Origin of the sequence: Paenibacillus sp. ov031 (assembly GCF_900143165.1) — a bacterium.
Classification (GTDB): domain Bacteria; phylum Bacillota; class Bacilli; order Paenibacillales; family Paenibacillaceae; genus Paenibacillus; species Paenibacillus marchantiae.
This window is the reverse complement of record NZ_FRDO01000001.1, coordinates 2,165,024-2,178,569: the sequence shown is the minus strand read 5'-3', so window position 1 is coordinate 2,178,569 and position 13,546 is coordinate 2,165,024. Positions and strand designations below refer to the sequence as shown.

Below are 13,546 nucleotides of genomic sequence, written 5' to 3'. Positions count from 1 at the left end.
GATGTAACTATATCGGAGCGACCGGTGAATGCTGTATATAAACTGTCTTGGAGTCCTGGTGGTCAATATCTTGCTTGTCCTTTCCAAACAGCTCCCTATCTCTCTATATATAAACGTGTAGGTAAGTCCTTAATCAAGTTGCCCGATCCAGATGTTAAGCCAAATGGGAGTGCAAATAGCACAACTTTCAGTCCAGACGGAAATTATCTGGTGGTTGCTCATACCGCGTCGCCATTCGTTACTATCTACAAGAGATCGGGTGACGTTTTTACCAAATTAGCCAATCCTGCGACATTACCGACGTCCTCAGGTCGGTCGTTAGCTTTCAGCCCAGATGGAACGTACTTGGCAGTCACTCATTTCTCATCACCTTATCTTTCTATCTATAAGCGAACAGCTGATACATTTACCAAATTAGCTAATCCCACCACTTTGCCATCATACATAGGTAATTCAGTTGCCTTTAGCAGAGACGGAAATATTTTAGCTCTAGGGAGCAGCAGCACTGCTCCGAATAATTTGATTTTGTATAGTCGAAATGGTGATGTATTTACTAAAGCTGACTTGACCTACACAGTACCGAGTACAACAGTTTATAGTGTAGAGTTTATAAACGTCGATGACACCGTTTATTTGGCTGCAGGTATTGCTAATGCTCCTTACGTTATTCTGTATCGACTTGTAAACAAGGAACTCGTGAAACAATCTGATATTATAGGCTTGCCCGGGATTGGCAACGGCTTGTCTGCTACTGGTAACGGAGAGTTATTAGCTGTAGGTACCCGGGAGTGCTGAACCTAACCGTGTATAGCGGTAACTACGACTACGTCAGGAAAAGTACAAATGCAGTTGCTGGCTTGGCAAAATATATGACTGGCGTAGGATATGCGCTGGAAAGCGGGAACCGAGGAGAATCAAAAGAGATTATGACGATATGGAGGTAACGATTTTATGACGAAATTTTATTTTCAGCTTGATGGAGACATTATCCGTGACGTAATCACCTATCAACATGAGGGATATACAGAAGCAGAGCTTGAGAATACATTTTTGCCCGTAGGTATTAACGCAGGCTATTACCGTTTAAAGGATGGCGTGCCGGTTCTGGATCAGGCGCTCAAGGAAGAAGCGGACCATGCCAGTCGTTCGGCAGATTACGTTGAGTTGGAACGTAGACTTGCGGCATAGGAAGCACTAAACAAGCAACTGGCCGACGAGGAAAGCAATGCGAACCAACTGGCACTTATGGAGCTGCACATGCTTGTGCTGAGTGTGGTGTCGCCTGATGAAGGTTAGGCTTGCAAGTCTACTGATCCGCTGGGCTGTAGCACTCATGAGGGGAGGTGAAATAATGTTAGTTGTATACGTGATGATGATCCATAAAGGCTTGATTAAGCTGGAGAAAGTACCAGCATGCAGCCGTGATCAAGTGGCAGCGGCTTTGCAGGCTGGAGACATGGACCAAAACGGCAATATCGTGTAACAGGCGTTCCGAAATCGGAGCGCTATTTTTATGCCCTTTTTCAGACCATTTAACAACCTATGAACTAAATCGTATAGACCTAATAACAACAAAATGGAGGAATTAATCATGCCAATTGAAACAAATCGTTTAAAACTGCCCCTGCCTTTGGGGAATGAAAGTGTAAGCCGTGTAGGAATCAATGCGATCTTTGAGAAGATCGATGAGGGTGTTGCAACGCGGGAAGATGTAGAAGAGCTTCGCCAATTAGTCAACCAGATGGATATTCCAGACGCGTCCTTAACTCAGAAAGGGCAGGTCCAGTTATCGAGCAAAACAGACGGCGATAGGGAAGAGGTTGCTGCTACTGAGAAAGCGGTAGGACTGGCTTTTCAATCTGGAGTTGAGCGGAAAGCGGAAGTGGTTGCCGCTCTCAACTCCATAGGAGTAACGGCATCCACATCCGAAACATGGGCGCAGCTCATACCCAAGATTAAAACAGTAATCCGAGCAACAGGGAACGCTACTGGGGCACAAGTGCTGTCAGGAGCAACATTTAGTAACACTTCAGCAAATGGATTGACTGGAACAATGGCGAACCGAGGTGCAGGAGGAACTGTGACGCCCGGTACTGCTAATCAAACGAAGGCAGCCGGGTACTACAGTAGCGCCATCACGGTAATGGGTGACGCCGATCTGGTCGCCGAGAATATCCTCAAAGGTATTAATATATTTGGTGTCGCTGGAACGCTGGTTCCTGGTCTACTTCAACAGTTCGCTTCTAGTATAGGTGTAAACGGTACAACCAATGGCGCATCTGTCAAAAACACGGTAGCCGATATACCCACAAATAAAGTAACCATCTTTTCATCCAGCACAGGTATGGTCTTAGAAGCAATGACAGGTAACTCATCCCTATCATCGGACAATACAACGTTCAGTGGTCTTACCATAGCGGATGCCGCTAACAGCGCGGTTTCCGTAGGTCAAGCGTATTCGTCAGGTTCTGGTCAGTCTGTTCTGACTTATATTTTGACCTTAGTGATTGAACCAGCGAACCGCCGTTATCGGTATTCCTATTACACCCAAACCGATAGAACCATTCGAAACAGCGGGTGGACTAACATGCAAGCGGGTCAGGACATGAACACGTTAAAACTGATACACACTGCAGTGGTTTCAGGCACAAACTCATACCTAAGTCGCTCCCTGATCAACTTCCCTGACACCTACATGACTCAAGTATAAAGGAGGACACAGCATTGATTTTAATCAAGCACGTGCCAGCAAACGACCAGGCAATGGTGCTGATCATCACAAATTCACCGACCCAGGAAACCCCTGGTGAAAATGAAATCCTAACAAACAGTTAAGTCCCTATTGCTGACGAAATTAGATGAGTGGCAGCTCATCATCAAAAAGGCTATGGATAGCTTGATTATGGGAGGTGCGTTGTAATGGGTGCTTATATGGGATAACGAACCATAGAGGGTGCGTTCACATATAGGTATGTAATATCTAAAAGAAACCAGACCTTCAAGAAGAGAGAATAGTATCAGTACCTAGAGGATCAGGGGAGACAGGAGTTAATTCAGGATTAAGCTCACTTAGCAATATGTACTATACAAGCCCTCTGGAGTGGTCAGGGGGCTTTTTCATATTCAGATAGAGACGGGGGATTGGCGTATGGAAGCCATACCAGGAGGTGTGAATGACATGCAGGTGCAGGATGTGAATACGATTGTGGATTTGAAGGTCCAACTGGCCCAGATTGAGGAAGCATTGAAACCTTTGGCTGCTTTGGCTCCAGGATTGGCATAGGTCAGAGAAATTTCCAAAGAAGCACAGCAGACGGCACAGCAGATGGCCATTCGTATTGTTGAGGTCGAAGCGGAGCTGAAGAAGGTCGCTGACGTTGCTCATGACGCCAAGCGTAATGCAGCGGATGCATTGTCACGATTAGATAAGCATGACGCGGATCAAATATGGTTGAAACGTACGGTGTACGGTGCAGTATTAACTGTAATAACTGGTCTTCTTATTGCGGCTGTTTGGGCCGGAATCAAGTTAGGGGGGGAATGTAGTGTGGGATGGGACATTATTCAAGGTTTAATTGATGGCAGGCTGCTGATCGTATGGGCGGCCTGCTGGGTGATCGGGTATGTGCTGAAGAAGACTCCACGGATACCGGACTGGACTATTATTTACATCGTTACTGGCGTTGCAATTTTGTTTTCAATCCTAATGCTCGGGCTGGCGGTTGATAGCGTAGTACAGGGCATTCTGGTTGGCGCCGTGGCGGTGTTTGGCAATCAGCTTATTAAACAGACTAAGAAAGGGGTTGAGGAAAATGTTTAAAGTTTGGATTGATGCAGGTCATGGGGGCAAGGATCCGGGAGCAGTGGCTAACGGACTTCTTGAAAAGGATATCGCGCTGAAAGTGTCGCTTGGTATCAAGGCCTGCCTGGGAGCAGCAGGATGTACAGGTGATTTTGTCGAGATCCACAGATGTATTCCTGGAGCTGAAGGAGCGGACGAACAAGGCGAACGCTGCAGGTACTGACATCCTGGTATCCATTCACTGTAATGCTGGCGGTGGAAAGGGTGGCTTTGAGACGTTCCGTTACACGTTAGCATCTCAGGGAAGCATCAAACTGCAGGAAGCTTTGCACAAGGCAATCATGAGCAAGCTAGGCGGCACAGATCGTGGACAGAAGGCGAAGAAACTTCACGTGGTTCGTGAATCCAATATGCCGGCAGTTCTGACAGAAAACCTGTTTGTCGATGTGGTAACTGACGCAGATCGACTCAAGCAGGCCGCTGTGATCGATGCGATTATTGAAGGTCATGTCCAAGGGATTTCTGCATACTTGGGGCTGACCAAAACGAAGGCGGACAAGCCGGTGATTCAGGAAAGAGACATTAAAGTGCCAAGTAAGTGGGCTGAGACAACTTGGAAGGAAGTAACGGAGAAGGGTTTCTTCGATGGTACGCGTCCAGGTGCAGCGGTTGCACGCGAGGAGCTTGGGACCGTGGTCAGTTGTTGTTGAAATACTTTGATCAAAGAGGATAATTATGGTACTATGAATTAAAATCCGAAAGAATCGGCATGTGTCCCCACTGACAATAGCTAGCGGGGACTATTAGTTGTAGATTGACGGGGACGATGGTCTCTGGTGTAGCGGGACTGCCAACCGTCTTGTGTGCAGTAATCATAGCCCTTTTGGTTGTTATGCTTCTAAGTATCGTAAGATACGCAAGTATAAAACTAACTGAAAAGGGGGAGATGCCTATGAATAAAGGAATCTCTAAAATGAAAACATATTGGTCTGTTATGCTCGAAACAATTTGGGCTATGATAGTCAGTTATACTGCAGGCATAGTCCCCCTCCCCGTGAGTCCGCAACTTAAATTGAATTTAATACATCCGAAGTAATCGGTAAAAAGGACTCTACTGGCATAACTGGTCGAGTCCTTATTTAATGATTTGAATAATTACATAGAAGAATTGACAAAACTTGGAGGATGGTTGTGATAACTGATTTAGCAAATTTCTTCAATTCATATTCTGCAGTATTCGGACCCCTTTTAACTGGTGCTATTGGGGGTCAACTGGTAAATCATTTAATAATATCAAAAAGAGATAAATTAAAGAAAAAAGAAGAGGCAATTAATAGATACTGGTCATAGTCCCGTGAAGTAGACAATAAAAAAGAGAAATTCCATTAAGCGGCGACTTTTTCCCTGAATTCAATCGGGGAGAGGTCGCCGAGTTTGTTTTTGAAACGTTCCTTGTTGTAAAACAAAATATACTCTGTAATTTGGTTCCTTGCTTGCTCCAGATTCTGAGGCTTCTCCAAATACAACTTCTCCGTCTTTAAGTGGGAGAAGAACGACTCAATACATGCATTGTCATAGCAGTTCCCACGCCGAGAATGGCTTCCTGTTAGCTTCTTCTCTTCAAGCAACTTGGCATAGCTCTGTGTTGTATACTGGAACCCCTGGTCGGAATGGAGCAAGGTAGGTCCACATTTCAGTTTCTTCACCGTGTCCATAACGAGTTTTAAGTCATTTCGCTCGGATAGTTCCCAAGCTACAATCTCGTTGTTGTATAGATCCATCACAACCGAGAGATAAGCAAAATCATGCCCAATCCGGACATACGTAATATCCGTCACGAGCTTCTGCAGAGGAGCTGCCGCCGAGAATTCTCTATTTAAGACATTACGGAAAAGAACGGACGGTTTCCGGCCAGCAAATGGACGTTTCTTGCGAATCACGGAACGAATCTGAAGTTCTCTCATTAAGCGGCGTACCTTTTTGTGATTCACCACGAGGCCTTCCTTTCCTAACGCGGTTCGCATACGTTTGTAGCCAAAATAAGGACGAAGCCGGTGAATGCCTAAAATATGTGCTTTTAGATCCGCATCCCGATCTGCTCGTTTCTCTCTGAGGACGATATTCTTCTTCCATTTGTAGTAACCTGCACGAGAAATTTCAGCCATTTTACACAACCAAACCACGGGTGCCCACTTGCTTATTTCTTGAACGGACTGGCACCGGGTTTCGAAATCCAGCTTCCCTCTCCGTGCAAATTCGGATTGAGCTTTTTTAGATATTCTACCTGCGCTTTCAGATAAGCATTTTCTTCTTCTGCAGTGCTAAAATGTTTCTTCGTCCAACGTCCTCGATAATCCTCAAAACTCTCTCCATTTTGGCTTTTCCGTACCCAAGTAATAATCTGGCTCTCACTCTTAATACCAAACTTCTCCATGATCCGACTGTATGTCCAACCTTCTTCCAATCGCAGACGAACAGCCTCTTTCTTCGTTTCTTCACTATATTGATTAAAGGTTTGGCCTTTTTTAGCTGGCATAGCAAAAATCCCCTCCGGTTTTCAGTGTTGAGTTCATTTTAACATGACCTCTTTTTTCACTGTCTACCTTGAGGGGATAATACCAAAAATCAATATTGTAATGTTTCAAATATGGATGGTATGTATTGAATTAAATCTTCCAATCCCTGAGGGAGCAATGTCTAACAAGTATATTTTGATTATGATAAAATTGCTATTCAGTGCAGTGTTAATGATATTGAAAGCCAGCTTAACGAATCAGATTCGATCCAGAAGAGAAAATTTCTTAAGTGGTTTTTAAAAAAGTATGTAATGAAAGAGTATTACGCCCAAGTCTATAGTGAGTTCTTTGATCCAGAGCATATTTGGGAAGACTCACAGGCAATATCTAAGTACTATCTATTGAGAAATATAGTTGATAACACAGAATTGGGTTACGTATTGGAGTTTGGAGAACGGCAACAGCTTAGGAGTTTACTACTTAATGATATTTACTTATCGTATTTCTCCCCAAATACTACCCTGAAATATAAATACTCTATAACTCAAAATGAATATGACAGTTTTCATCTTGAGAAACGTTTGGCACTTGAGTATCTTTTGGACAGTGGAGAAATCAGAAGATCAGATAACGAGTTGATAACATTATCCCTACAAAATTAGGTGTTGATTTGGTCGAAAAAATAGAAAAAGAATTAGATCTCTGAATATATATTGTTGATAACCAAAAGAGCCCTGTTAACCTTCAATGGTTTTCAGGGCTCTTTTGGTTTATCTACTCAATTTGTACAGGCAATACTGATTTAACGACACATCTTCCGCAGAGGCCCGCTCCACCAAATGCTGGTGCAGACTCCGGGGTATCCGCAAATTGAATTTATCTCTGTTCTCATCTCGCCGACAAAATACTACATATAAAAATGGCCCTCCTGCAAATTAAGCGGGGGAGCCATTCGAACATCTACTATAATATTATTTAGCTGTGTTTTGTAAATTGAATTGTATAAGGTTGGTTGTAGTTATTGATCCCGTTATCCATAATTCTGAAGTAAACTTTCTCACCAGGTTTAGCACTCATACCAATTGCCTCAGCGTATCCAGGCCCATTCCAGTTATCCATTTGAATGGACAGGATCGCACCGCTTGCATCCATTTTAATTACACCCATAATAATATCGAAATTAGGTGGCGGAGTAGCAATAACGCCAAATGAGATTACAGAAGATCCATTTGTGTTGTCTACAAGATAATAATCATTATCACTCATGCTATCTAAATACTGTGTTGCGCTAAATCCAGAATTCTGATTAACACTTGAGTACATCACTTCTGCTGTCTCAAAGGTATCAGCCCAACCGGTTTTAGCGAGTGCAGAACTTGAACCAAATGCCAATAAACAAGCGGTTGCCATAACAGAAATAGAGAATTTTCTTAATCTTTTCATATTCAAACCTCCCAAATATACTAGAACCAATAAAGTAGATTCTGTTTTATGTTGTTATTTGAACTTAAAGATGTCGAAGAGCCTCTTACATAATTAGGTCGGCCAACCATGGATAAATATACCATATGTAAGTTATATTTGTAAATGATATTGTTGTTAAATGTTGGATGAACAAATATTATTATGGAATTTGTGGTTTATAAGTTATTTTGTGTAGGAAGTACATGCCTTTTGTCGAATTTGTAGATTTGGTGATGAGATGAATTATACATATAAGATATTATCCACAGATATGGATTTCTTCGCAGCAAGTCCGTGTTTCTGTCTGGCATGTCCTAGGTGATCACGAACACATCATTGACTATGGGGGACAGGCAGAAGAGTATAGTCCAGTATCCATTAAAATCATGGGCGGGAGATACTTTCGAGAACAGTATGAATTTCGGGTACAAAAATAGGAGCCATTTATAGGCTCCTTTTTGATGTCAAAAATCTTTTAATATATCCAACATTGCTGACACAGTTATCATGGCAAGAGGTGTCATTTCAACAATCATAAAAATGCATCTGTGTCTTCCAATCATTTCCCTCATCTATGTAATCAATCAAACTCATTTCTACCTCCTCCCCATAAAATCAGGGAGAAACTCTATTAATGCTCCTATTCCTGCTCCAAGCGTAAATACTCCTAATATAAAACAAGCTATTATAGAATCATAAATACTACTCTCTTTTCCGTAACTATGTCCGCAATTAGGACACAAAAGAGCAGATCTAGAGATGGAATGTCCACAAGAAACACAAGGTCTCAATTTTGAATTTTCACCACTGATTCTTCTCTTAATATTAATAAACATATTTAAAAACAATACTAAACTGAATCCAAAAATAATCAACAGAACACAAGCGGCCATAGAAACTACAACAATATACTCAACTTTTTCTTTCATATGTCCTCCAGTTTTGTAATCAATCCAGAATAGTCTATCAGACCTATTTGGTTATTTCCATATATTTCTGTAAAGAAAAGACTCCGTGCAATAAGCACAGAGTCGTGTAATTAGTTGGTCGTGTATTCACTTACTTCAAATGTCAAAATCTTATCGAATATCACGTAATCTGTACGCTTGCTGAAAGGACCTTTGTTGTTGCCATATTTGTTTATGGCGAACTTGGCCGGGCCAGCGCCTGCATCACGAGCATCGTACCAGTTGAGGAATGCATTTACATCACTCATTGGGAGATCAAACTCTTTTTCAAGGCCTGTTGTCATCGTTACAACTAGAATGGCACGATCTGCAGCTGGATCTACTGGATCAACCGGATCAGTAGGGTCAGGTGATGTATTCGGATCCTTACTATAGAAGAAGTCAAGTTCGTTAATATTAATGTCTTCTCCAGACATTGTGTACAAAGTAATGTATCTTACTTTACTTATAACTTTTCCGTTGGGTAGTGGTTCGAGTGTTCCAGTCCCACCTTTTAGGGTGAACTCACTTAAATAACCAGTCGATCTATCGTAAAAGTTAATTCTCATATTTTTTAAATCGCTGTTAATTTTAAAGGAATCAATTGTTCTATCTGTTCCTAAATCAATCATTACCATTTTATTTTTAGGAAGTAAAGCTCCTGTCGTTTCATTATTATCGGTAATTAATGTTGTTACAACTTTAGAGTCATGTGGCTTTGTAATAAAGTAGATATCAGGAATCATAATTGTGGAATCTTTGCCATTAGCATAGCCACCCGTATAAGCACTTACAGAAGATAAAGGGATAAACACAGACAAAATAAGCGTGAAAATTAATAGTAGATTGATCTTTCTTTTCATTGGTTCTTATTTCCTCCTCAGGGTTAATTAAGAATTAATATTACAAAAATTAACAAAGGTTGTCTAAACAATAAATCCTACATATTCAATTAAATATGTAAAAGTGAATGAATATTTTTTCGTTACCCAGAACACCGAGAAGCATACTTGGTGCAAGAAGGACTACAAAGGAGACGGGGCAAGCCGATAATTGATAGAGCTCCAAGGGATTACTCAAGGAGCTCAGTTTTTTCCTTCTATTATATAGGGTTGTTTCGGACATATGATTTGCGATCCATCGGAGCTGTACTAACGGTTAATTTGAAGTTTAGGGGACGTCCCCCAACTCGTCCCCCAAACATCCCCCAAGTCGTGAAAAGCTATGATTATATACGAACGTTAGTTCCTGTTAATTGTCGTATATAGCGCATATATATTGAAAGAAACAATAATATGAAGGGATCGTACGTAAACCGTACACAAGTCCACCAATGGGAACGCGATCAATATATCACGTTGTACTAATAGCTGAATCCCTTGGCGCTCTAGCGCTGAGGGGTTTTTCTTTTTATGGGCAAGGAGATATAAAAAAAGCTAGGTAGAATATTATTCTACCTAGCTTTATGTCTATAGGAGCTCAGTCCTTAATTTCTGATAAATAATGCTCATATAATTCGTTAATTGAAGAGCTCGAAAGCAAGTGAGTGACTGATTCAATCGATTCTCTTTTCCAATCAAACCAGCGCATTTCTTTTAACTTCATGATTCCTTCTTCTGAGAAACGCTTCTTTACCTCTTTTGCAGGATTTCCACCAACTATCGTGTAAGGGGAGACATCTTTTGTTACAACTGAGCCTGCTGCAACAATCGCACCTTCACCAATGGTGACACCAGGCATAATCATTGCATTCATGCCGATCCATGCATCGCTTTCTATAATGGTATCTCCCTTGGGTGAGAAGGAATGGCTAATTTGATCAGCGAACGGATAAACAGTGATCCACTCCGCATGATGATTGTTATTTCCTCCCATAAGAATAACGACACCGGCTGCGATACATACATAATTACCAATAATCAATCGATCTATTTGCCATCCAAATTCCTCAATGGGGTTGAATAAGCTCCTCGATTTGTCATCTCCCCATAAATATCTTACGCATCCGTCTTCAAAAGATGAATTGTTATCATAATAACCAGAGTAATAGGAGTAATCGCCAACTTCGATTAATGGATTGGTTACAATATCTTTTAAATACTTAATTTCAGACCAGTGATTAAATTGGTTTATATTCATTTTAGTTTCCTCGCTTCTAAGTTTTATTTCTGAGTAACTTAGAAGCGTGATGCGGTAGCCACATTCTTTAGTTTTTTTAGACGACGAATCATCTGAATCATCCTTCCTTAAGATATGAGGGCGATTATAACAATGACCTCTTTTTTTGTCAATCCTATTCTAATAAAGAGATGTCAGTGTGTATCCTCCCTCAAAGTGTATATAATGAAGAAAAAATTCAGTGAGAGAAAATATAGACAGAACACGTGCCCATCATTTGGAAGGAAGGATACATCATGTTGGACTAAAACGGGGACTGGAATAAGAATGTAAAGAGGAAGCTGGCATTCGTAGCATAAATTTTTGGCATATTAGTGTTAAGGCTTTTTATGTAGTCAATAAGAAATAGAATGGTTAATTAAATTATGATCATATCGTTGAAGCGAGAGTGCGTTTTAATTGTTTGCTCTGTTTTTACAGTATCTATATGTTGATAGTTTCATATAATTGCGTTATAATTCATTTATGTTTTTAGAAATTAAATTTTGGACAATTAATTGGAGATGTTAATATGGAACAAGAGAAGCAACTGGTTGCCGAACAGCGGGCATTTTTTTATACAGGTCAGACTAAGTCTATTGAGTACCGTATTCGTGCTCTTCAGCAATTAAGACAGGGAATTGAGAAATATCAGCAACGTATTGTTGACGCACTTCGTGCGGATCTAAATAAATCTGAAACAGAGGCTTATGGCTCTGAGATTCGGATCGTGTTGGGTGAACTAGATTTTGCATTGGAACATTTGGAGGAATGGGCTACACCAAAACCTGTGCCTACAAATTCTGCTATACCTGATGGAACAAGCTTAATTTATCCTGAACCTTATGGAGTTGCTCTTATTATTGCACCATGGAACTATCCGTTCCAACTGGCTTTCGGCCCTCTAATTGGAGCCATTGCTGCGGGTAACTGTGCCATTATTAAGCCGTCTGAATTAACCCCAGCCGTGTCACGTCTGACTTATGATTTGATTCATGAGATATTTCCTAGTGAGTACCTGGCAGTTATGGAAGGGGAAGTCGAGACGAGTACGGCATTGTTGAAAGAAAAGTTTGATTATATTTTCTTTACAGGCAGTACAGGTGTTGGCCGCATTGTTATGAAGGCAGCTGCTGAGCATTTGACTCCAGTTACGTTAGAACTAGGTGGTAAGAGTCCGGTCATTGTCCACCAGGATGCAGATTTGAAGCTGGCAGCTCAGCGCATTGTGCGCGGTAAATTCCTGAATGCTGGGCAAACCTGTGTCGCTCCAGACTATTTGCTTGTGCACGAGGAAGTACATGACAAATTATTGGAATTGATCGGTGCAGAAATTCAGGATAAATTTGGAGACGATGTGATGAGAAATGCTGATTTCCCGCACATTGTCAACGCACGTAACTTTGATCGTTTATCGGTGTTACTCCAAGATGGCAAAGCAATGATCGGTGGACGTTCTGAACGTGATCAGCTGCTCATTGAACCAACAGTGCTGGGCGAAGTGGATTGGAAATCCCCAGTGATGCGAGAAGAGATCTTTGGTCCAGTTCTTCCTGTATTTAAGTATACCGACCTCAATCCCATGCTAGATGAGATTGTTCGCCGTCCAAAACCACTGGCATTATATCTCTTCACTCAGGATGAGGATCTGCAGAATCAGGTTCTGAATCAAGTATCTTTTGGTGGTGGTTGCATTAATGATACATTGTCTCATATGACATCACATTATCTTCCGTTTGGCGGCGTAGGAGAAAGTGGAATGGGTTCCTACCATGGTCAACAGAGTTTTGATGTGTTCTCTCATCATAAAAGCATTCTTAAACGCAGCGAATAATCTACTAACGTAGAACAATATAAGTTGTATAAAAAAAAGAGGTTGTCCCGTTGAACGGGACAACCTCTTTATGTATCTTATTGTGAGACTTCTGTACAACTTCAATACATATTAATGAATATCACGGAAAAGGCCAATGACTTTGCCCAGGATGCTAACGTGTTTCAAACGCAACGGTTCAAAAGTCGAATTTTCCGGTTGAAGACGAATATGATCTTTCTCTTTGTAGAACGTTTTTACCGTTGCTTCATCGTCTTCAGTCATGGCTACTACGATATCGCCGTTATCTGCAGTTTGCTGCTGACGTACGATAACATAGTCTCCGTTAACAATGCCTGCTTCAACCATACTGTCTCCCACGACCGAAAGCATAAATACTTTCTGTTCGCCTACATAATGCGTAGGAAGAGGGAAGTAATCTTCGATATTTTCTGTTGCTGTGATCGGAACCCCTGCAGTAACTTTACCCACGACAGGAATGCGAGCAACGCTGTGAGCAAACTGATGTGAATGCTCTGACTCTTCCTGGCTGAGAAGTTCAATGGCTCTTGGTTTGGTTGGGTCACGTCTAATCAGACCTTTCTTCTCCAAACGATCCAGATGTCCATGTACTGTAGAGCTGGAAGCCAACCCAACGGCTTCACCAATTTCGCGTACGGAAGGAGGATACCCCTTCAACCGGACTTCATTGCGTATAAACTCCAGAATAGCCTGTTGCCTGCTGGATATCTTCGACATACCGTATCAACCCCATTTTAGTAACGTTTGGGAAAATTATAACATAGAACCTCCGTTCGTACAAACATAAGTTCTAAATAAAATGCCA

At 41.5% G+C, this 13,546-nt stretch carries 15 protein-coding genes and 1 pseudogene; 9 read left to right on the top strand and 7 right to left on the bottom strand.

What is annotated here, in order from left to right:
- Positions 1 to 24 precede the first annotated feature (24 nt).
- From BUA17_RS09275 to BUA17_RS09250, 8 genes are all read left to right on the top strand, one after another.
- The gene (locus BUA17_RS09275; protein WP_139295634.1) at positions 25 to 795 is read left to right on the top strand and encodes a WD40 repeat domain-containing protein; all 771 of its coding nucleotides are present in this window, start codon (positions 25 to 27) and stop codon (positions 793 to 795) included.
- A 156-nt stretch (positions 796 to 951) separates the two neighbouring features.
- On the top strand, positions 952 to 1,188 hold the full coding sequence (locus BUA17_RS09270) for a hypothetical protein (RefSeq protein WP_072733314.1): 237 nt from the start codon (positions 952 to 954) through the stop codon (positions 1,186 to 1,188).
- Positions 1,189 to 1,351: 163 nt separating this feature from the next.
- Positions 1,352 to 1,483, top strand: a complete 132-nt coding sequence (locus BUA17_RS31830; RefSeq protein ID WP_280174351.1) for a hypothetical protein — start codon at positions 1,352 to 1,354, stop codon at positions 1,481 to 1,483.
- Between the two features lie 108 nt (positions 1,484 to 1,591).
- Complete coding sequence (locus tag BUA17_RS31455; protein WP_072733313.1) at positions 1,592 to 2,710, top strand: tail fiber protein; 1,119 nt, start codon at positions 1,592 to 1,594, stop codon at positions 2,708 to 2,710.
- 438 nt (positions 2,711 to 3,148) lie between these two features.
- Positions 3,149 to 3,283: a hypothetical protein gene (locus BUA17_RS31825; RefSeq protein ID WP_274567448.1), complete on the top strand. Its 135-nt coding sequence runs from the start codon at positions 3,149 to 3,151 to the stop codon at positions 3,281 to 3,283.
- Between the two features lie 42 nt (positions 3,284 to 3,325).
- Entirely contained in the window at positions 3,326 to 3,820 is a 495-nt protein-coding gene (locus BUA17_RS31965) for a phage holin family protein (protein ID WP_348537063.1), read from the top strand.
- Complete coding sequence (locus BUA17_RS31590; protein WP_072733312.1) at positions 3,813 to 4,025, top strand: N-acetylmuramoyl-L-alanine amidase family protein; 213 nt, start codon at positions 3,813 to 3,815, stop codon at positions 4,023 to 4,025. The genes BUA17_RS31965 and BUA17_RS31590 overlap by 8 nt, the downstream gene beginning before the upstream one ends.
- A complete protein-coding gene (locus tag BUA17_RS09250) occupies positions 3,955 to 4,512 on the top strand; it encodes an N-acetylmuramoyl-L-alanine amidase (protein WP_244552099.1) in 558 nt (185 codons plus the stop codon). The genes BUA17_RS31590 and BUA17_RS09250 overlap by 71 nt, the downstream gene beginning before the upstream one ends.
- A 675-nt stretch (positions 4,513 to 5,187) precedes the next feature.
- On the opposite strand, the pseudogene BUA17_RS09245 reads toward BUA17_RS09250, so the two are convergent.
- From BUA17_RS09245 to BUA17_RS09205, 6 genes and pseudogenes are all read right to left on the bottom strand, one after another.
- Positions 5,188 to 6,338 (bottom strand): annotated as a pseudogene (locus BUA17_RS09245) (IS3 family transposase).
- A gap of 750 nt (positions 6,339 to 7,088) precedes the next feature.
- Complete coding sequence (locus tag BUA17_RS09225; RefSeq protein WP_083584627.1) at positions 7,089 to 7,187, bottom strand: toxin-antitoxin system HicB family antitoxin; 99 nt, start codon at positions 7,185 to 7,187, stop codon at positions 7,089 to 7,091.
- Positions 7,188 to 7,293: 106 nt separating this feature from the next.
- Positions 7,294 to 7,761 (bottom strand): hypothetical protein, encoded by a 468-nt coding sequence (locus BUA17_RS09220; protein ID WP_072733306.1) that lies wholly within the window; start codon positions 7,759 to 7,761, stop codon positions 7,294 to 7,296.
- A gap of 617 nt (positions 7,762 to 8,378) precedes the next feature.
- Entirely contained in the window at positions 8,379 to 8,711 is a 333-nt protein-coding gene (locus tag BUA17_RS30825) for a zinc ribbon domain-containing protein (RefSeq protein ID WP_139295632.1), read from the bottom strand.
- A 110-nt stretch (positions 8,712 to 8,821) separates the two neighbouring features.
- Positions 8,822 to 9,592: a hypothetical protein gene (locus BUA17_RS31450; RefSeq protein WP_072733305.1), complete on the bottom strand. Its 771-nt coding sequence runs from the start codon at positions 9,590 to 9,592 to the stop codon at positions 8,822 to 8,824.
- A gap of 616 nt (positions 9,593 to 10,208) precedes the next feature.
- Positions 10,209 to 10,868 carry a CatB-related O-acetyltransferase gene (locus tag BUA17_RS09205; protein ID WP_072733304.1) on the bottom strand — a complete coding sequence of 220 codons (660 nt, stop codon included), beginning with the start codon at positions 10,866 to 10,868 and terminating at the stop codon, positions 10,209 to 10,211.
- Positions 10,869 to 11,418: 550 nt separating this feature from the next.
- Between BUA17_RS09205 and BUA17_RS09200 the strand changes: the two genes are divergently transcribed.
- On the top strand, positions 11,419 to 12,720 hold the full coding sequence (locus BUA17_RS09200; RefSeq protein ID WP_072733303.1) for an aldehyde dehydrogenase: 1,302 nt from the start codon (positions 11,419 to 11,421) through the stop codon (positions 12,718 to 12,720).
- A gap of 111 nt (positions 12,721 to 12,831) precedes the next feature.
- On the opposite strand, the gene lexA is transcribed toward BUA17_RS09200, so the two are convergent.
- Positions 12,832 to 13,458: a transcriptional repressor LexA gene (gene lexA, locus BUA17_RS09195; RefSeq protein WP_024630400.1), complete on the bottom strand. Its 627-nt coding sequence runs from the start codon at positions 13,456 to 13,458 to the stop codon at positions 12,832 to 12,834.
- Positions 13,459 to 13,546: the final 88 nt, after the last annotated feature.